The sequence below is a fragment of the Acinetobacter sp. FDAARGOS_558 genome (assembly GCF_003937785.1).
Classification (GTDB): Bacteria; Pseudomonadota; Gammaproteobacteria; order Pseudomonadales; family Moraxellaceae; genus Acinetobacter; species Acinetobacter baumannii.
In genome coordinates this window covers 271,263-291,431 of record NZ_RKJH01000001.1, presented here as the reverse complement: position 1 = coordinate 291,431, position 20,169 = coordinate 271,263, and the positions used below count along the sequence as shown (strand labels likewise).

The 20,169-nt window shown below is 36.8% G+C and carries 19 protein-coding genes; 9 read left to right on the top strand and 10 right to left on the bottom strand.

All coding sequences use genetic code 11. The annotated features are described in order from the left end of the window. The first annotated feature begins 25 nt into the window (after positions 1 to 25). Positions 26 to 886 (top strand): helix-turn-helix domain-containing protein, encoded by an 861-nt coding sequence (locus EGT34_RS01355; RefSeq protein WP_024437609.1) that lies wholly within the window; start codon positions 26 to 28, stop codon positions 884 to 886. 59 nt (positions 887 to 945) lie between these two features. Here the strand turns inward: EGT34_RS01355 and EGT34_RS01350 are convergent, their stop codons facing one another. The 8 genes from EGT34_RS01350 to hisD all read right to left on the bottom strand — a co-directional run bounded on the left by EGT34_RS01350 (position 946) and on the right by hisD (position 10,484). Further along, on the bottom strand, positions 946 to 2,154 hold the full coding sequence (locus EGT34_RS01350; RefSeq protein WP_044114014.1) for a maltoporin: 1,209 nt from the start codon (positions 2,152 to 2,154) through the stop codon (positions 946 to 948). A 157-nt stretch (positions 2,155 to 2,311) separates the two neighbouring features. Then, complete coding sequence (locus EGT34_RS01345) at positions 2,312 to 3,097, bottom strand: thiazole synthase (protein WP_024437036.1); 786 nt, start codon at positions 3,095 to 3,097, stop codon at positions 2,312 to 2,314. 32 nt (positions 3,098 to 3,129) lie between these two features. After that, positions 3,130 to 3,327: a sulfur carrier protein ThiS gene (gene thiS / locus EGT34_RS01340; protein WP_024437037.1), complete on the bottom strand. Its 198-nt coding sequence runs from the start codon at positions 3,325 to 3,327 to the stop codon at positions 3,130 to 3,132. Positions 3,328 to 3,355: 28 nt separating this feature from the next. Beyond that, the gene (locus tag EGT34_RS01335) at positions 3,356 to 4,147 is read right to left on the bottom strand and encodes an inositol monophosphatase family protein (protein WP_024437038.1); all 792 of its coding nucleotides are present in this window, start codon (positions 4,145 to 4,147) and stop codon (positions 3,356 to 3,358) included. 64 nt (positions 4,148 to 4,211) lie between these two features. Beyond that, on the bottom strand, positions 4,212 to 5,468 hold the full coding sequence (locus tag EGT34_RS01330; protein WP_024437039.1) for an MFS transporter: 1,257 nt from the start codon (positions 5,466 to 5,468) through the stop codon (positions 4,212 to 4,214). 172 nt (positions 5,469 to 5,640) lie between these two features. Continuing rightward, positions 5,641 to 7,143: an FAD-dependent oxidoreductase gene (locus EGT34_RS01325; protein WP_024437040.1), complete on the bottom strand. Its 1,503-nt coding sequence runs from the start codon at positions 7,141 to 7,143 to the stop codon at positions 5,641 to 5,643. A gap of 169 nt (positions 7,144 to 7,312) precedes the next feature. Beyond that, positions 7,313 to 9,103, bottom strand: a complete 1,791-nt coding sequence (locus EGT34_RS01320) for a thiamine pyrophosphate-binding protein (protein ID WP_024437041.1) — start codon at positions 9,101 to 9,103, stop codon at positions 7,313 to 7,315. Between the two features lie 73 nt (positions 9,104 to 9,176). Beyond that, positions 9,177 to 10,484 carry a histidinol dehydrogenase gene (gene hisD, locus EGT34_RS01315; protein ID WP_024437042.1) on the bottom strand — a complete coding sequence of 436 codons (1,308 nt, stop codon included), beginning with the start codon at positions 10,482 to 10,484 and terminating at the stop codon, positions 9,177 to 9,179. A gap of 300 nt (positions 10,485 to 10,784) precedes the next feature. Between hisD and EGT34_RS21190 the strand changes: the two genes are divergently transcribed. Then, positions 10,785 to 11,144, top strand: a complete 360-nt coding sequence (locus tag EGT34_RS21190; protein ID WP_024432740.1) for a hypothetical protein — start codon at positions 10,785 to 10,787, stop codon at positions 11,142 to 11,144. Position 11,145: 1 nt separating this feature from the next. Beyond that, positions 11,146 to 11,811, top strand: coding sequence for an LrgB family protein (locus tag EGT34_RS01305; protein ID WP_024432739.1), 666 nt, complete (start codon positions 11,146 to 11,148; stop codon positions 11,809 to 11,811). A gap of 28 nt (positions 11,812 to 11,839) precedes the next feature. Here the strand turns inward: EGT34_RS01305 and EGT34_RS01300 are convergent, their stop codons facing one another. Beyond that, positions 11,840 to 12,871, bottom strand: coding sequence for a LacI family DNA-binding transcriptional regulator (locus EGT34_RS01300; protein WP_024432738.1), 1,032 nt, complete (start codon positions 12,869 to 12,871; stop codon positions 11,840 to 11,842). A 132-nt stretch (positions 12,872 to 13,003) separates the two neighbouring features. Here EGT34_RS01300 and EGT34_RS01295 point away from each other — a divergent pair, with 132 nt between their 5' ends. The 6 genes from EGT34_RS01295 (at position 13,004) to EGT34_RS01270 (ending at position 18,891) form a co-directional block, all read left to right on the top strand. Continuing rightward, complete coding sequence (locus tag EGT34_RS01295; RefSeq protein ID WP_024437043.1) at positions 13,004 to 13,693, top strand: dienelactone hydrolase family protein; 690 nt, start codon at positions 13,004 to 13,006, stop codon at positions 13,691 to 13,693. 26 nt (positions 13,694 to 13,719) lie between these two features. Beyond that, positions 13,720 to 14,559, top strand: coding sequence for a DMT family transporter (locus tag EGT34_RS01290; protein WP_158315915.1), 840 nt, complete (start codon positions 13,720 to 13,722; stop codon positions 14,557 to 14,559). A 237-nt stretch (positions 14,560 to 14,796) separates the two neighbouring features. Then, positions 14,797 to 16,449: a choline dehydrogenase gene (locus EGT34_RS01285; protein WP_024432733.1), complete on the top strand. Its 1,653-nt coding sequence runs from the start codon at positions 14,797 to 14,799 to the stop codon at positions 16,447 to 16,449. A 17-nt stretch (positions 16,450 to 16,466) separates the two neighbouring features. Next, complete coding sequence (locus EGT34_RS01280) at positions 16,467 to 17,639, top strand: MFS transporter (RefSeq protein WP_024432734.1); 1,173 nt, start codon at positions 16,467 to 16,469, stop codon at positions 17,637 to 17,639. A gap of 51 nt (positions 17,640 to 17,690) precedes the next feature. Next, positions 17,691 to 18,197, top strand: a complete 507-nt coding sequence (locus EGT34_RS01275) for a cupin domain-containing protein (protein WP_024437034.1) — start codon at positions 17,691 to 17,693, stop codon at positions 18,195 to 18,197. Between the two features lie 160 nt (positions 18,198 to 18,357). Further along, positions 18,358 to 18,891, top strand: coding sequence for an NIPSNAP family protein (locus EGT34_RS01270; protein WP_024432732.1), 534 nt, complete (start codon positions 18,358 to 18,360; stop codon positions 18,889 to 18,891). Between the two features lie 33 nt (positions 18,892 to 18,924). Here the strand turns inward: EGT34_RS01270 and EGT34_RS01265 are convergent, their stop codons facing one another. After that, the gene (locus tag EGT34_RS01265; protein ID WP_042791608.1) at positions 18,925 to 20,133 is read right to left on the bottom strand and encodes a maltoporin; all 1,209 of its coding nucleotides are present in this window, start codon (positions 20,131 to 20,133) and stop codon (positions 18,925 to 18,927) included. Positions 20,134 to 20,169: the final 36 nt, after the last annotated feature.

Sequence of the window (20,169 nt, the reverse complement as noted above, 5' to 3'; positions counted from 1 at the left end):
AATTTTATGTAATATGGTGATTCTTATGAATAATGTTCAGGAAAGAACAAATGTAACTGCTCAAGGAAGAAGCGAGCTCATCAATCATATTCAACAAAATTTAATTACATTAATTTCATCTTGTCGTTCTGTCGCAGATATGTGTCGGAAAATTGATGTAAACAGGCAGCAATTTAACAAATATCTAGCTGGTCAACATATTCCTTCTCAAAAAGTTCTTCAAAAAATTGCCCGCTATTTTATGATTGAAGCTAAAGATCTTTTAATAAATCCTAAAGACTTTAAATGCTTATATGAGGGATTAGAAAATGAAATACCAACAACCCTTCGATACTCAAACCAGTTCAATGATTTTTTACACCTTGCTAGAGCAACACCAGAACTCATGGAGGAATATTTAGGGGTTTATTACAGATATCATTATTCATCTATTTATAAAGGTAAAATTCTTCGTTCTTTAACTTATTTATATCGCAAAGATGCACTAGTTCAATATGTAACTATTGAACACTTCCCTCACTTAGATAACCCTAAAAAAAATGCTTTCAAATTTCGATATGATGGCTTCTGCTTTATGCTTGGAGATAGAGTCTTTATGATTGATATGGAAGAAAAGCAATATAATGAAATGACTTTTTCTATATTAACTACACAGCATAGACGTCCTATTAGGTTTCTTTACGGTATTCTGTCAGGTATTGCTTCTACATCTTTTAGGCAACCTTTTGCCACCAAAATGGCATTCCAATTAATCGACACAGGGCCTCTTAAAAAGCATCATCTTCAAGCTACTACTGTTCTAGAGATAAATGATTCATCAATTCCATTTGAAATTAAAGAATACCTTCTAGCAGATACCTCAAAAACGATATGGGGTGGAGCTTAAGAATTTTGAGTAATTTATCGCAAGGCTCTTACGAGCCTTTTCTTTTATTGTTTTAGCTATTACCACCAATACTCTACTTGCAATCCGAAATTGCTACCATTACGTGATGTCCCGAAATTACCCGTTGACGATAATGTAGAACCTGCATTGTTCAGATCAGCTCGCTCTTGGGCTTCCTTGTTCCAAATCGCATAGGTGTAATACAAACGGAATTCTGGTCTATCCCAAAATCCTTTTCCTTTTGGTGACCATGTTGGTGCAAAGGTTAACTTAGTTAAAGTCGCGGTCTTATCACGTTTAACTGCATCAAAACCCAACTCTCCTACTAACTTAAATTGATCATTCAAGGCATATACCGGTCGTACACCAACTGAATACCACTCTTGTTCATTTGAAGCTTCTTCACGTTCATCTTTCTGGTAAATCAACTCCGCTTGAGCACTAAAGTTTTCAGTAATTTGCCCATCAATAAATTCGACTACACGCCAGCTTTTATCCTTACTCGATAAGCTTGTATCACCGGTATAACTTAAGCCAGTTCCTGGACCATAACCATATTGAAAGGCCAAGGTATTGTTGAGTTTACCTAGTTTTTGTTTATGCTGAACGCTAAATGAAGTACCTGAATGGCTATCTGGTTCATCTATTTTTGAGATATAGCTTACCCCTACACTTAGTGTTCCATTTGGGTTGGTATTAAATCCACTTACAGTAATATCATGGCGGTTTACTGGTTTATCCTGAAATACATCATCCTTACGAGAGAAAACATATGAATAGTACAAGTCGTTATATTTAAAATTATCTATACCAAATCCTGTCGCACTCTGATTCCAGTAATAAAAGTCTGAAATATGAATATCATTACGGTTATAGAAACGACGACCTGCCCAAACATTTGCACCATTTAAGTAGCTGATATTATTCCACATGAGATAGGCTTCAGCCCATTTGGCATAATTATTTCCAGAAAAATCTTTATCATCACCAAAATCTTGTAATAACGCCAATGTACCCTTTAGGGCCACTGTAGAATTATCTTTAAATTTATATAATTCCTGAGTGCCAGTTAACTCTACATACTGTTCACACTCGTTACCCAAACGGTATTTGCTTTTTGCACCGTCCAGAAAAAAACAGCTTTGTGTGTCCCCTTTTTCACTATATCCAATACCCGATCTTATATATCCATTAAATTCAAATGCATGTATGACAGTGAGTGGTAGTAAAAATGTATTAAATAGTGCTATACGTTTATAAAATTCCATATTGAAAAAACTTCCATTTAAATATTAAAAATCCAGAAATAGGTATCCTCCTATCACTGGATTTAATATAAAAATCAGAACATTAATAAACAATTTCTCAACTCTATATTTTATAACGCACTATGACGCATATTTAACCTAAAAAACCTATTCCTCTTTATTTAAAGAAATAACCCGTCTCAGGTGAACTCGCATTTGCCATGCGTTTACGTGGCATACGACCCGCTAAAAATGCTTCACGTCCTGCTTCCACAGCTTTTTTCATTGCAGAAGCCATCAAAATAGGATTTTGAGCAGCTGCAATTGCTGTATTCATCAGTACGCCATCACAACCAAGTTCCATCGCAATTGCGGCATCACTTGCTGTACCAACGCCAGCATCAACTAAAACCGGTATTTTGGCATTTTCTTTAATAATTGAAATGGTATGCGGGTTTAAAATACCTAGACCTGAACCAATCAAACTACCTAAAGGCATAATTGCAACACAGCCCATACTTTCAAGTTCTTGAGCAATGATTGGGTTGTCAGAGGTATAGACCATAATCTCAAAACCGTCATCAATTAAAGTACGAGCCGCTTTTAAAGTTTCGGTTACATTTGGATATAAGGTTTTTTCATCACCCAACACTTCAAGTTTTACTAGGTTATGACCATCAAGTAGCTCGCGCGCTAGCATACACGTACGTACTGCGCTGTCAGCGTCAAAACACCCTGCGGTATTTGGCAAGATTGTATATTTTTCTGGTGGGATGACCGAAAGTAAATTTGGTTGATCTGGATTTTGTCCAATATTCACACGACGAATTGCGACTGTTACGATTTCTGCACCACTAGCTTGAATAGCTACATCCGTTTCATTTAAGTCTTTATATTTGCCAGTTCCAACCAATAAACGAGATTGAAAAGAACGTGAACCAATAATGAGTGAATTGTCTCTAATAAAAGATAGATCCTGCATGCATAACTCCTAACTTAGCCACCACCGACAGCATGAATAATTTCAATACGGTCAAATTCAGATATATTTGTACATTCCAATTTACTTTTTGGAATAATTCTTGAATTAAATTCAATAGCGTAACGTTTATTTTCCAATGCAAGATATTGAATTAGTTCAAGTAAATTTTTACAATCAGTAGGCGTAATTTGCCCATTTAAATAAATTTTCATAAGTTTATCTCGAGACTTTTATATATTTTTAACTATTCAATATCTTTAATGCTTGTTCATGTAGCAACTGAGAACTAGCAGCGACGATTGTTCCACCTTTGTGTGCTGAAGATCCATCAAGTGTTGAAATCACTCCTCCAGCATTTTCTATAATTGGTATCAATGCGGCTATATCGTATGGCTGTAAACTAAACTCAAAACAAATATCAATATACCCAGCTGCCAACATTGCAAAGGCATAACATTCAGCGCCATAACGTGTCATTAAAACCTGTTCAGATAATTCAGTGAAGTTGATATGCGGGTATAGATTTGATGAACGAGGATGATTGATATGTAATATCGCTTCACTTATTTTTTTATTCCTTTGAATTTTTAATTTTTTTTGCACTTTATTGTATTGGTGAAATGAACTTTCTCCATCAGACCAAAACCGCTCATTGGTAAAAGGTTGGCTTAACATACCTAAGCACATTTTATCATTATGCTCTAATCCAATTAAAGTTCCCCAAACTGGAATACCAAGTAGGTAGGGTCTAGTACCATCAATGGGATCCAAAATCCATCTTATTTCTCCGTTTTCAATCGCTCCAAATTCTTCTCCCATGATTGAATGATCAGGATAATATTCTGTAATCATTTTTCTCATGGCATATTCGGCAGCTTTATCCGCAATAGTTACAGGATCAAAACTCACATTCTTTTTTAGCTTTGTTTGAATTTCTAAATCTATATGAGACCTGAATCTAGGTAATGTCTCTGCATCTGCCACATCAGCCAATTTATGTAAAAAATAAATGTCCGGAAAAATATTAGTCATTTTTAATTCCTATTCATTAGTATGTAGCATCCACCTTATTAATTTATAAGGTGGATGCCTTCTTCTAATTCGCGTTTTGAAGTTTGACAAATTTATTTTTCTTTTTCTCTTTCATTATAATAGGTGTGATGATTACGAAAATTATCATTAGAGCTATAGGGAAATAAAGTAATCTTTCAATACCAAACTGACTTACTATAGTTGAAAGTATTGCAGGAGCTAAAAGCATACCAGAGTACCCAATTCCATTAACGATACTAATATTACGCCCTGCATTTTTAGGGTCTTTCCTACCTGCACTTGATAGCATAATCGGAGCTAAACAGGATAAACCTAAACCAAATAAAGCGTATCCGCAAAAAACAAGCTGTACACTTCCTCCAAATGTTTGTAAAAGTAAACCTAAAATAGCTAATATTCCGCTGCAAAAAACAATTTTTGGAGCACCAAATTTTTCCGTTAAACGATCACCAAATAGTCTTCCAATAAATTGCGCACCTGAGAAGAAACTAATCGCCATACCAGCTACAGCTGTAGTCGTACCCAAAGTACGATGCATATATTCTTGTCCCCAATCACCTACAGCATTTTCCCCAAACATACTTGCAAGCAATAAGATCCCAAAACCAATCATGAGCAGTACAATATAGCCATTAGAGTAATTATTTAATTTATCATCAGAATTTTCAGTATGATTTTCCTGCCAATCATCTTCAACAATCTCATGCTTATCTAATAAGAATCTAGATAAAATAAAGCTAACAATAAGTAACACACCTCCCAATATAGTAAATGGAATTGTGGCGCTATTTGGGCTTATACCTGCAAAATAACTACCTAACATACCAAATATAAATCCCCCTAAAGGATAACAGGCGTGAAAACCTGACATAATTGGTCGTTTATAAAAGCGTTCAACCTGAACTCCATGTGCATTTAATGCTGAATCAGTTGCCCCTCTTAACAATCCCATTACTACACCAGCGGCAAATGCAAACCAAAACTCTGGAATATACCCCATCGCTATGATAGAAATTGGATATAAAATCAGTGTGCACCCTACTACACTTTTTGCTCCAAATAAGTCGATAAATCGCCCAATTATTAGAGCACCAACAGCAGATCCAACCCCTATACCTAACGCAATGATACCGAAACTTGCATCACCTTCAGCTCCATTTAATCCTAGATAATGCCGATAAGCACTAACACTAGTTGACCAAACATAAATCATTGCGCCTATTAGCATGAAGCCACCAAAAGTAGCTAATCTTGCTAAGCGAATTCTTTGTGTAATAAGAGAATTATCACGTTTTTTCATACTTAAATCCCTTTAAAGTAAAGTTAGATACACACCACAAATAGAAATTAAAATATTCATTAACTCATAAAGCACCATCTGAAAAATTGGCACTCTTGAGTTAAATACCATCGGTGCAATAGATTTGTTTTACAAATCAAACGCATTACCGTTAACTGCTTTAAATGTATGTTTAAAAAGTTTGTTTAATGGCTGCTCCTGCTTTAAGTGCTAAAGCCGCTATTGTTAAAGCAGGGTTTACTGCAGCAGACGTTGGCAAAACTGATGCATCAGTAATGTAAAGGTTTGAAATATCATGAGACTGGCAATTCGGTGAGACCACAGATGTTTTAGGATCATTTCCCAGTCTGGCTGTGCCACACTGATGAGAAGTAGTTTTTCGCCCAAATGTGTGTGTCAGTACAATAGGAAAACCTGCTTTTTTCATGACAGCACGAGTACGTTTAATCAATTCATTGTGTGCTTTCATATTGGAACGTACCCAATGCATCACAATTTGGCCATCTCGTACCATAACGCGGCTTTCAGGATTAGGAAGATCCTCACTTGTAAGAAACCAACCATACGAGTAACGAGCAATTAAATTTGATAACCATAGAGGAAATAGTGAAGGCAAATTAGCCTTGAGTATATTTCCTGTAATATGACCAAGTAATTGAACATTTCCTAAAGGGAAACCTGTTTCTGGATCCTTGTTATAGAAGTCATTAAATGCAAGAGTCTTTTGATATACAGAAGTATTTTCTGCTCTTGGATCAATTGCAATCAAAGCGGTTGTATTGTGATTCATAAAATTTCTTCCAACCTGATCTGACCTATTCGCTAATCCTGTTGGATATATTTTATTTGCTGATCTTAGTAACAATGCTGCGGACTGTACCGCCCCCGCGGCAACTGCAAAGATATCAGCATGAATCTGGTACTCTTTGCCATCTTTAATATAAGTAGCTGAAGTTATCTTCTCTCCGCTGATATCAGTTTCAAGGCGTAAAACTCTTGCGTCTGTAATCAAAGAAACGTTTGGATACGTCAAAGCTCGAGCTAAAGGACCAACTTCCGCATCAATTTTCCCTAATCCTGTGTTAGGAAATGCATCCCAGCCTGTTGGGGCGCGATCAAGCCATTTTTCTATATCAATTGCCAAAGGTAAGGTAGTTGGATTCACACCTGCCTGTTTAAGCCGCATACGAACAGAAGCAATCGCTGGTTCATCAGGTACTGGATCATAACGATACGAGTTAGCTCGAGGTGGGTCTGTCTTATCCTCTCCTGCTTTTCCATGAACCTTAAATAGTTCCTCAGCCTGCTCATACCATGGTTCAATCTCTGAATAGGGAATTGGCCAACCGGGAGCACTTCCTTCCATATGTTTTCTTGGCTTAAAATCCTCTGCACGGTAGCGATACATGACCGCCCCATAGAATTTCGAATTTCCACCTACATAATAATAATTACCTGGTAGGAATTTCTCTCCATCAGTACCTTCCCACACTTCAGAGGATTTGTAGAAACCTTTTAAGAAAATTGAAGCATCATCACGAGCTTCGAAGGAATCTTTTAAATATTCGCCACGCTCCAATATCACGATTCGCTTACCAGAATCTGCTAGGCTGTAAGCTAAAGAGCTGCCTCCAATCCCTGATCCGATAATGACTATATCTGCTTCTTTTTCCATACAATATACTTGCTTTGAATTGGATGTTGCAGGTCCACAATAAATGCGAACCTTCCATTAATTCAGGTTTTAAACAACCATTAGTCATGTGATTAACATGTACAAGTGAAGATCTTTTCAAATCAAATTGAAAGATCTTCGACTTGTTTAGTCATTACTTTTAAATAGATTACAAATGCTGTTCAGATTGACGGAACTCATGGTATTCATCCTGACGCTCGTCAGTGATGTATTCCGGAATCGGGAAATCCCACCATCCCGGCACCCATGGACCTGCTGCATCACGGTCTGTCGGGATTTCAATTAATACCGGTTCATTACTATCTAAAGCTGCCTGTAAAACTGGCTCTAACTCTTCAGCACTCTCTACACGCCACGAACGTAAACCAAAGGATTCACCCATAAGCTTATAGTCAGGTGAGTATGGTTCTCCGTCAGGAGTATTAAACTCTGTACCTACATGGCGACTCATCAACTTACGCTGACCACCCCGGATCGACATATAACCTGCATTGTTCTGAATAATGAACACCACTGGAATATTATTGGTTTTACAGATTGCAATCTCTTGTGAGGTCATTAAGAAATCACCGTCACCTAAAATGCAGACTACAGGTTGATCCGGCGCTGCCAGTTTTGCACCAATTGCTGCTGGAACTGCCCAACCCATTGATGAGAAGCCACCAGAAGTTAAATGGGTACGCGGTTCATAAACAGGGAAAGTCTGTTTAACTGCACCTTGAGTGTTACCAGAACCAACAACTACAATCGTGTTGCGTGGGAAGATCTTACGTAATGCACCAAGTGGGCGTTGCGAAGTAAATGGGAAACGGTTCGAATCACGACGGGTTGCTAACTTGGATTCCCATTCATCTTGTGCTTCTTTCAAAGCCTGCATGTATTCACTACGTTCTACCGTATCTTCTTTCATATTCTCAAGAATATGAGCCAAGGCATAACGGGCATCCGATACAATTCCGACTGTCACCGGATAGTTCTTGCCAATCTCATGCGGATCAATATCAATATGAATCAGCTTAGATGGTGGAATAGCAAAGGTGACGCCTTTGGCATAGCTTGATGATGACCAGTCAGTGAAACGGCAACCAACAGCAATGATGACATCAGCAGTTGATGCGATTTTATTACCGCATAGGGTACCTGTTTGACCTACACTACCTGCAAAGAGTTTATGATCTTCAGGGAAACCACTTTTACCATTCCAGGTTGTTACAACAGGGATTTGCAGATGTTCAGCCAGTGCAAGAACTTCATTCCATGCTTCACCAGTAATTACACCGCCACCAATAACCATAACAGGACGTTTGGCATCACGTAATACATCTGCTGCAGCTGCAACAGCTTCCGGATCCGGATAAACTTTGCCGACAGGTAAACGCTCACTCAGTGGATGAAGCGCAACTTCAGCAGCTTCAGCCTGAACGTCCATTGGAATTTCAATATGAACCGGGCCAGGACGTCCGGTAGTCATCGCACTCCATGCACGATGCATGGCAAAAGGTAATTCTTCAACACGGGTGACAACCCAGTGACGTTTAGATACGGCTTCAGCGATTTTAGGGAAATCATTATCTGTATAACGTTCTAGCTCCTGAAGAAGGCCATGGCCACGCATGTGTGTTGGTGGTCCACCCGTAATTAGCATGACACTGGTTGAGTCAGTAAATGCTGTTGCCATACCAATAACTGTATTACTTGCCCCAGCACCGATTGAGGTAAACGCAGCCATTGGTTTACCAGCAACACGGTAATAACCGTCAGCCAAGTGCACGGCACTTTGTTCATGGAAAACCTGAATGAACTTGATTTTTGATTCTTCCTCAAGGAAAGCATCAGTTTGGGTCCAGATACCGTGTCCAGGAATACCGGCTACATATTCAACGCCATAATTCTTTAGGGTTTGGGCAACAATCTGACTACCCGTTAATCTCTTCTTCACAATTTAATCGTCCTTAAATTAAAATCAAAACTCTTCAAAATTTTATTTTTCACAAAACTTTTTTAGCCCAGTTTTAAACTGCAGCTTGACCAAAAGGAACGTCTTTCTTGCCATAACGACGAACACGTAGATTCGCTTGCTCAGCATGTGCAACAAAGCCTTCCATTAGACATAAGCGTGAGCAATATTCCCCAATTTGAGCTGATGCTTCATCTGTAAGTACACGTTGATAAGTACAAGTTTTAAGGTATTTACCAACCCATAGACCTCCCGTATAACGAGCTGCTTTATTTGTTGGTAAAGTATGGTTAGTACCAATAACCTTATCGCCATAAGAAACATTAGTTCTTGGTCCTACAAATAAGGCACCAAAATTCGTTAGATTTTTAAGAAAGTAATCATCATCATGCGTCATAATTTGGACATGTTCAGAAGCATAAAAATCTGATAGTTTCGCCATTTCTTCATTTGATTCACAAAGAATAATTTCACCAAAGTTTTCCCAAGCCGTACGGGCATAAACTGCAGTTGGAAGTAAATCTAATAAGCGATCGATTTCTTTTAATGTTTCTAATGCCAACTCACGAGAAGTCGTCAACATGACGGCTGGTGAATCAGGTCCATGTTCGGCTTGACCAAGGATATCTGTTGCACACATTTCTGCGTCAACACTATCATCAGTAATTAATAATGTTTCTGTAGGTCCAGCAAAAAGATCTATACCAACACGACCAAATAATTGACGTTTAGCTTCAGCAACATAGGCATTACCAGGCCCTACAATAATATCTACAGCAGGAATACTTTCAGTCCCAATCGCCATTGCACCTACGGCCTGTATTCCACCAAGTGAATAAATTGCATCAGCGCCAGCCATATGCTGCGCAGCGACAATATATGGAGCTGGTTTACCTTGAAATGGCGGAGCTGCAGTAATAATGTTGTTAACACCAGCAGCCTTTGCTGTACAAATAGACATATGTGCTGAAGCAAGTAATGGATATTTTCCACCTGGTACATAGCAACCAGCAGCATTTACAGGAATATGCTTATGCCCAAGCAAAACTCCAGGTATTGTTTCAATTTCGACATTTAACATTGACTGACGTTGAGCATCAGCAAAACGACGAACTTGGGTTTGTGCGAATTTAATATCTTCGTACTCACGCTCAGTTAATTGATCCATACATTGTTTGATTTCAGCATCAGTAAGTCGATAATCTTGACGCTCCCATTTATCGAATTTGACTGATAGCTCTCTTACAGCAACATCACCACGATTCTCAATATCTAGTAAAATTCGTGACACGTCTTCCTTTAACTTATCATTCTGCGCAACACGCTGATCTGTCGGTTGTGCTTTCTTAATCCACTCAGCCATACTCTACCCTTGAATTAGGATTAAATATTTGATTGATTTCAATCAAATATTTTCTTGAAGTAGACTCAATTTCACTTTAAATAGCAGGTACAAATCGACTCCTCTACTCTATCCATGAATTAAATTGAGTCACCATATTCATGCTAGAAAGTTTCACTTGAATATGATTTCCCTACAATTTCTCAAGGAAAAGAAAAGTGACGCAAATAGACGCAAATAAATAAAAGAACCAATGAATGTAAACGTTTACATTTATTAGCTCTTTTATTAGAATTTATCATCTTTTGAGTTTATCTAACTATGATCTCTATTCTTAAATCCATTGTACTAATGATTGTTATTGTTGTTTCAGTCCGTGAATTATCTTTAATTTTTATGAACTATTTTGGGCATCCAGAACTTAGTAATCTTGTAGGACTGTTCTTACTATTAATAAGTCTCGTTATATATAGAAAATTTAAAGGTATTCCCTCCTCCTTGATTACTGCTAATCAACTGATAATGAAAGAAAGTGTCTTTGCATTTTTACCCGTATGCGTTGGCTCTTTAATCATGCTTTTTCATCTTGAGGACAGCTTATATCTTTTCTTGAGTATTCTCGTCATAAGCACCCTTTTACCATTGTTACTATTTGCATTCGTTGCAGAAAGAGTACTTTAACATGTTGTTTATACTTTATTTTTTAATTACTGTATTAGGCTATTTAACGGCTAAGCTAATTTATTCATATATTCCTAGAATACCGATAATAGTCTACTCAATGTTCATTATTTTAATTTTACTTGTAATAAGTAAGGTTTCTTATAATGACTATATAGAGACAGTAAGTCCTCTATTTAATCGACTTTTAGGGTATGTCACCGTTGCGCTTGCAATTCCTTTAGCAACAATAAAGTATGAAGATTTTCCAATTTCAAAAATATCAGCTTTAGTTTTATGTGCTAGTACTCTTGCTGTTGGATTACCAGTAGGGCTTGCCTACTTATTACACTTATCAACATCCATGATTATTTCTTTTACAACTAGAGCCATCACTACACCTATCGCTCTAAATATTGCAGAAATTATTCATGCTCCCCCTGCTCTTGTTACCTTAATTGTAATTCTTTCAGGCGTTATAGGAGCAGCATTTTCACCCTTACTACTTAAAAATATTAATGATGAAAGAGCTGCAGGATTAGCTTTAGGTTTAGCAGCACATGCTATAGGCACGGCTCAAGCATGGCAAAGAAGCCCTGTTGCTGGACGCTATGCTGCATTTGGAATGGCGATTAATGGGGTTTTCACAGCTATCTGGTTACCACTCACAATTAAAATACTCATATAAAATGAGTGATAACCTTAACTTCATTCGTTTAATCTGGATTAGTTGACTCTCTAACAATCAGTTCGGTTTTTAACAAATATGACTTTAAAGGCTGTTGATTGTTTAAATTATCCAATACCGCTTTAGCGCTTAGAATGCCCATTTCCTCTGCTGGAATATTTAATGTAGTTAAAGGAGGAGTTAGGTATTCTGCAAATTCTAAATTATCGTAACCAATAACATTTAATTGTTCAGGTATTTTTATACCAAGTTCTTTTGCTCCAGCAAGAACACCAAAAGCAATTACATCACTATTACAGATGATGGCACTGACATTCGGATTAGATATGACTATTTCCTTAAGGATTTCTTTTCCACTCGCAATATTATATTGATTTTTACACTCCCAAACTGAATGCTCAGCTTGCTTAGATGTCATAAAATTTTTAAAAGATTCTACTCGAGCAATTTGTCGATCATTGCCTTTTAAAGGCCCACAGATCATTGCTATTTCTTTATGACCTAAAGAATAAAGGTATTCTACAATAGTGGTTGTTGAAGCGTAATTATCAAATCCAATAAATGGAAATTTAGAATCATGATGATATGAATAAGTACAAATTGTAGGTATTTTAAATTTTAATAAATACTTTTCTAAATTTTTATCAAGAATCTCTCCTACGATGAGTAAAGCCTCTGCTCCTCTTTCCAAAAGTAATGTGACCTTATCAAAGATATCACTTGCATCAAAACCACAAGTTAAGATGTATACAACATAACCTTGCTCAGATAGCTTCTTTTGAAAAGCATTAATCATGGTTGCATAAATCGAGTGATCTAAGGTTGGAATAATTGCACCAATCACTTTAGTCTTTTTTGATCTTAATGATTTTGCTGCAGAATTTGCGGTATATCCCATATTAGCAGCAATTTCTAAGATTTTTTCTCGAACTTCAGGTTTTACCATTTCTGGTTTATTAAAACTACGTGAAACTGTTGCAATAGAAACGTTAGCTGCTTTAGCAACATCAATTACACTTACTGAGTTCAACTTTTCCATAACATTATTATTTTGACCCATAATAAAACCGACTAAGATAAAATCGTACAATAAGAATTACTGCAATTATAACAAAGTAGCCATATTTATCTGTTTATTTTTAAGCCTTAATACATATAAAATGTAAACGTTTACAATAATTGAGGCTTTTTCATGAATATTTCTGAAGTTGAGGTAATTTATGAACAAAATAAATGTCTAACTCTTAAGCGCTTGTCTTTAGGTGAAACTCAAAGCGGTATTCTTTTATTACCTGAAATTTGGGGATTAAATAAACACATCTATGAAGTGGCAGAACAGTATCTTGTATTAGGCTATGAGGTCTTTATTCCAGATATTTATTGGAGACAGCAACAAAATGTATGTCTTGATTATGATGAGGAAAGTACAAAAATTGCTAGAAAACTATATGCAAATTTAGATTTCAATTTAACTGCCGAAGATTTAAACCAAGTTATTGATTTTATTTTTAAATTAGATAAAAACTATAAGTTAGGTGTATTAGGTTTTTGTATGGGAGGTACATTAACTTATCTTTTACATCATAAAAAAATTGCTGCGATTGTCAGTTATTATGGTAGCAAGGTAAGAGAGTACCTCAAGCAAATAGAATTAATTAACTGCCCTACTCTTTTTCATGTAGCGGATAATGATCATCTGATTACACTTCATGAAATTCAAGAACTTGAGCTGCTTAGCCTTAAAAATAATAAATTTAAGATATATCGCTATCCACTTGCTGGTCATGGATTCAACTGCCCTTACCGTCCAAATTTCTCTGCTGCACAGGCACGTCTAGCATTTGAACGTAGTAGTAACTTCTTTATCCAACATTTAAGTTAGAGGAATTTATGAGAATTCTCTCTGACATGTCAAAGTCAGTAAAGGCAGTATTTTTTGTTGTAATCGGTGTTTTATGTTTAGCCTTTCATGACCTTTTAGGTAAAAAGTTGAACCAAAATTATTCAATCATTTTAATTTTATGGTTTAGGTATCTTTTTCATTTTTTATTTGCAACTTTTCATAGTATCAAAATTAAAAAACTTTCTAGGTTTAAGCGCATTCACTTTTTAAGAGCCTTGTTAATGTCTTTGATTGGCTTAAGCTTTATTACTGGATTAAAGTACATCCCATTATCTGAAGCTACAGCAATCAATTTTTTAGCGCCAATCTTCGTTTTGATTTTCTCTTTTTTTATTCTAAAAGAGAAGGTTATTCAGGATGATTTAATAAAGATTATGATTGGTTTTTTCGGAATACTTATCATTGCTAGACCTGGGGGAGATATTTTTAAAATAGAAATTATCTTCCCAATGTGTGCTGCTCTATTTTTTGCTTTTTATCAAGTGCTTACAAAAATAACTAGTATGTATGAAAGCAGCCTTATATCTAACTATTATCTTGGATTCTATGCATTTTTTTTAACCTCCTTGGTACTACCTTTCTTTTGGGAAAAAATCGCTCCTAATGACCTCATATTTTTTCTTTTAGTAGGTGTATTTGGTACGTTCGCACATACCTTATTTAATAAAGCATACGTTCTTGAATCACCTGTAAAATTAGCACCTTACAGCTATATGCAAATTCTTTTTGCAACACTTTTAGGATTTATATTTTTTGGAACAATTCCAGACTTAACAACTTTTTTAGGTATTTTCATCATCTTCTGCTCAGGTCTAAATATTCGCTTGCACAAAAAGGAACAATAATGCTACATTTTAGTTAGAAGAAGTTCTGTTGTGGTGCAACAGTAACTAAATGGAATTTATTACGGTGAGCAAAAGATTTAGGAAATTAGCATTTTTACTTTTGCTTAAAGTGGCATAACAATTGCAATGTTTACTTAAGATTAAGCTGAATCAATCGATCAGTTTTTTTTAAAACATAAAATGTAAACGTTTACATTGCATATGTTTAGTTCACACACAACTGAGGACGCTTGTATTATGCGCGACATATACGGAAGAACAGTACAATCAGCATATGACTATGTTGTGGTTGGTTCAGGATCAGCAGGAAGCGTTATCGCTGCACGTTTAGCTGAAGATAAAGATGTCAAAGTCCTGCTCCTTGAAGCAGGTCCGGTTGACGATAGTTTATATATTCGCATGCCAGCTGCCTTGGGTTTCCCTCTTACAGATGACCGTTTCAACTGGTACATGCATTCTGAAGAAGAACCAGAGTTAAATAACCGTAAGATTTATGAAGCCCGCGGTCGAGTACTCGGTGGTTCTTCATCAATCAACGGCATGAACTGGGTTCGTGGTAATCCATGGGATTACGATAACTGGGAAGCTTTAGGTGCTAAAGGCTGGAGCTATAAAGACTGCCTCCCTTATTTCAAAAAAGCTGAATCTTTCGATAAAGGCGGTGATGAATACCGTGGTGATTCAGGTCCAATGAAAATTGAAACCTGTAAAGCAAATAACCCACTGTATCAAGCCTTTCTTGAAGCGGGTGTACAGGCAGGTTATGAACGTGTAGATGACCATAATGGTTACAAGCAAGAAGGCGTTCATATTACCCAACGTAATATCCATAAAGGTTTACGCTGGAATACATCACGTGCTTATATCCATGAAAATAAGGATATCAGCCGTTTGCATGTGTGTGACAAGTCACAAGTGACCCGTATTGAGTTCGATAAGAAGAAAGCTGTACGTATCCATTTCCATTGGCATGGTATGCCTCAGGTCATTGAGATTAAACGTGAGATTATTTTATCTGCTGGTGCCTTGCATACTCCACACATCCTGATGCTTTCAGGTATTGGTGACAAAGCCCATTTGAAAGAACATGGAATTGAATGTGTTGCTGACTTACCTGGCGTAGGCCAAGGACTTAAAGACCATGTGGCTGCGCCGGTTCAATACCGTGCAACCCAAAATGTTTCGATTGCCAAAGAACTCACCTTGTTTGGTAAAGCAAAGCTGGGTGCCCAGTGGCAGTTCTTTAAGAAAGGTTTGGGTGCAACTAACTTCTTTGAAGTGGGTGCATTTATTCGAACTCGAGATGACATTAAAGTGCCTAACGTTCAGTTTGAGTTCATTCCATTATTAGGTGAATTCCAGCACGGTAGCGTCCAACTGGAAAATGGCTTCCAGTATTTCTTTAGTCTTATGCGTCCGACGAGTACCGGCCGAGTATGGTTAGGAAGTGCCGATCCGTTTGCAGCACCGAAATTCCGATTTAACTTTTTAAGTACAGAAGAAGACAGACGTGATGCCATTGATGCGGTTAAGGCGATCCGTAATGTTGTATCGCAAAAGGCATGGGATCACTTACGTGGTGAAGAGGTTACACCGGGACCGAATGTACAGACAGATGAAGAAATTCTGGCAATGCTAAGAGACAATGCAGGTACCAACTATCATCCGTGCTGTACATGCCGTATGGGGCACGATGAAATGAGTGTGGTTGATGAGTTTGGTCGTGTTCACACCTTAGACAATGTGCGGATTGTGGATGCATCGATCATGCCTGAGATCCCGAGTGGTAATTTGAATGCACCGATCATTATGATGGCCGAAAAAATGGCCGATATCATAAAAGGTACTAAATCTTTAATATCAGATACTGATTATTTTAAAGTGGCATAAATTTCAAGGAGAGAAAAATGCTATATAAAAGTTTACTTTTAAGAGCAAGGTTAGCTACATCCCTTATGTTTTTTATTAATGGTGTTGTACTTGCTATCTGGGCTACCAATATTCCAGAACTTAAACGAAATCTTGCATTAACTGACCAACAGCTTGGTTTTGCACTAAGTGGTTTTGCCGCCGGTACAATGATTACTATGTACATAGCTGGTATCTTGGCCACTAAAATTGGTACACGGAATACTTTGGTGTTAGGAGGGATTCTTTTATCTTTCACTATTCCTTTATGTGCATATGCACCATCGTATACGACTTTTGTTGCTAGTATTTTACTGCTTGGCGTTATAAACAGTATCTATGATGTAGCAATGAATAGTCATGCATGTGTAATCGAGATTGAAAGAAAAAAAGTACTTATGCCCTCTTTCCATGCTTTATTTAGCATAGGTGGATTAATTGGTGCTTCGACTGTTGCTGTTTTACTTTCAGATAAATTAGGGGCAACTTACTGTTTAACCTTAGCTGGAGTGCTCGTATTCGTTGCAACTATAATCTCAGCCTTTTTCTTAGTAGATATTCGTCCTGAAGTCCAAGCTAATGAAGGAAAAGTGAAATTTAGATTACCAAATCGTACTCTACTCTATCTTGCATTTTTAACTTTCCTCGCCTTATTTATTGAACGAACTCTAATTGATTGGAGCTCATTATATTTGACAGATATCAGTCATGTTTCAACGAATATTGCTGCCCTAGGTTTTGCTGGTTTTAGTTTGGCTATGGCACTTACACGTTTATCTGGCGATTACTTTATTAATAAATTTGGTGAATCAAAGGTTCTTATTACTTCAGGTCTTGCGGGTGCAATTGGTTTACTATTAGCAATTATCTTCCCTACTCCTACAGTTTCTATTTTAGGATTCTTAGTAGTAGGTCTAGGTTTGGGTAATATGATTCCTGTATTTTATAGTCGAGCAGGTAAAGTATTCCCGGAATCACCTGCTGTTGGTTATGCTCTAAATGGTACATTAGGTTATACAGGATTTTTAATTGCCCCTATCATTATTGGATCTGTTTCTACAGACTATTCGCTACGCATAGCGATGGTACTTCCAGTACTTGCATTTATATTCTTAACGATAGTGCATATGAAACCAAAACAAGTGAGCATTACTACTCCACATGCGCGCTAAAATTTAGGTAAAAATGTAAACGTTTACATAATAAGGATTAAGGAGCCGACCATGGCAGAGAATACTGAAGATAAAGGTGTGGTGTATTACTTCAACCGCCAGACAGAGAAAAGCTACTGGCAGCCAAAACCAGCAAACGGTTTCGTCACTGTAGCTATCTCACCAGAATTTGCTCAGATGAAACGTGACTTCTCAATGGGAACACAAACTGTTCCTGTCGGTGGACGAGTTCGTGAACATGCTCATCCTGATCATGAAGAGGTACTGCACTTCATTTCAGGACGCGGCAAAGCAATTATTGACGGGAAAGAATACGTATTAGAACCAGGTGTAACCGTATTTCTAGGTACACATAACTCTCATACATTTATTAATGATGGTGAGGAAGACCTGCATTGGGCTTGGTTCATGCAACCAAGTGGGCTTGAGTACTTTTTCCGGGACATCGGTCGTCCACGTAAAGAGGGAGATCCAACTCCAGAGCCATTTGAACGACCTGAAAATATTGAACAAATTGAAGGAACTGATAAAGGAGTATTTGCGTATACGAAAAATTGAATTAATTCCAAAACGACAGACCTCTTAGAAATTTAAGTTTCTACCCATTTATTAAATTTCTAAGATCGATCTAAGTAGCTAGTATCGGATATGATGGGAAATATTCATACATAAGTTACTTAGATCATTTTTTTAAATACGTTATTAGAGGTAATAAGCTATGATCTATGAACTAAGACATTATAAATTCACACCTGAAAATTGGTCGAAATACTTAAAACTATTTAATGATAAATGCTTACCAATCCGTTTAGATAATTATGGGATTCTTAAAGGTAAATGGAATATTGAGCAAGATGGATATATTCACTTTTATCATTTATGGCAATATGAATCATTAGAACATAGACACCTATTAAGGCAAGAATTGGCTAAAATACAGAGCTGGCAAGAAGATTTCATTCAATATGCTGCACCACTTATTCACGAACAAGATTTAAAAGTTTTAAACCTTACTGATCGAAATAATAACTTTAATTTCCAAAGAAATCTCAACATTTATGAAATCGACTGCAAAGTAAGTACATTAAAAAATGTAATTAACAGTGTTGCAGAAAACAACAAGGATAATATTCAATTGAATATAGTTGAGTTTCCTAATCCGAATGAGATTATTTTATTTTCAGAAAGCCAAAAAAATATAGAAAATTTAAATATAAAGAATATTAAACATACAACATTAAAAATGATATAAAAAAAGGCTCTTATGAGCCTTTCTTCTTAGCTATTACCACCAATACTCTACTTGCAATCCGAAATTGCTGCCATTACGTGATGTACCAAAATTACCCGTTGACGATAATGTAGAACCTGCATTGTTCAAATTAGCACGCTCTTGGGCTTCCTTGTTCCAAATCGCATAGGTGTAATACAAACGGAATTCTGGTCTATCCCAAAACCCTTTTCCTTTTGGTGACCATGTAGGTGCAAAGGTTAATTTAGTTAAAGTCGCGGTCTTATCACGTTTAACGGCATCAAAACCCAACTCTCCTACCAGCTTAAATTGATCATTCAATGCATATACCGGTCGTACACCAGCTGAATACCATTCTTGTTCATTTGAGGCTTCTTCACGTTCATCTTTCTGGTAAATCAACTCCGCTTGGGCGCTAAAGTTTTCAGTAATTTGCCCATCAATAAATTCGACTACACGCCAGCTTTTATCCTTACTCGATAAGCTTGTATCACCGGTATAACTTAAGCCAGTTCCTGGACCATAACCATATTGAAAGGCCAAGGTATTGTTGAGTTTACCTAGCTTTTGTTTATGCTGAACGCTAAATGAAGTACCTGAATGGCTATCTGGTTCATCTATTTTTGGGATATAGCTTACCCCTACACTTAGTGTTCCATTTGGGTTGGTATTAAATCCACTTACAGTAATATCATGGCGGTTTACTGGTTTATCCTGAAAGACGTCATCCTTACGAGAGAAAACATATGAATAGTACAAGTCGTTATATTTAAAATTATCTATACCAAATCCTGTCGCACTCTGATTCCAGTAATAAAAGTCTGAAATATGAATATCATTACGGTTGTAGAAACGACGACCTGCCCAAACATTTGCACCATTTAAGTAGCTGATATTATTCCACATGAGATAGGCTTCAGCCCATTTGGCATAATTATTTCCAGAAAAATCTTTATCATCACCAAAATCTTGTAATAACGCCAATGTACCCTTTAGGGCCACTGTAGAATTATCTTTAAATTTATATAATTCCTGAGTACCAGTTAACTCTACATACTGTTCACACTCGTTACCCAAACGGTATTTGCTTTTTGCACCGTCCAGAAAAAAACAGCTTTGTGTATCCCCTTTTTCACTAAAACCAACGCCTGATCTTATATAACCATTAAAATCAAATGCATTTGCTTGAGATATCCCTATTAATGCCATTGGTAATAATGACAATTTACTTAATACTTTCATGTATACGCTCCTATGTAAACGTTTACATAATATTAG